This is a genomic window from Herbidospora sp. RD11066 (assembly GCF_054661255.1).
Genome location: NZ_BAAGDO010000206.1, coordinates 1 through 262, shown reverse-complemented (window position 1 = coordinate 262; position 262 = coordinate 1). Strand labels below are relative to the sequence as shown.

Here is a 262-nt window from a genome sequence, read left to right as displayed (position 1 = left end):
CCAAAGTATTGAACCTGTGGATCTTCACATGAGCGAGAGTCTCAGCAAGTCTGTACAGATGGCCATTGAAATATCCACCAAGTCCATCGAGCGAGCTGCTGTGCACGAAGCAAAGAGAACAGAACAAATGGCGAAAGGCTTGTTAGAGAGACAAAAACTCACTGACGAAAAGGAGGCTGAAAATGCTCGAGTGAATTTGTTTGAGCTAAGAGCTGTCACTGCTGCAGTGGAATCGTCTGGGCAGAAAAAAGCTGAGGCCCAG

The 262-nt window shown here is 47.3% G+C and carries 1 protein-coding gene; it reads left to right on the top strand.

Annotated features, from left to right (window positions below):
* Positions 1-28: 28 nt before the first annotated feature.
* A partial coding sequence (locus ACYQ78_RS39750) for a hypothetical protein (RefSeq protein ID WP_459806168.1) occupies positions 29-262 on the top strand: 234 nt, incomplete at its 3' end.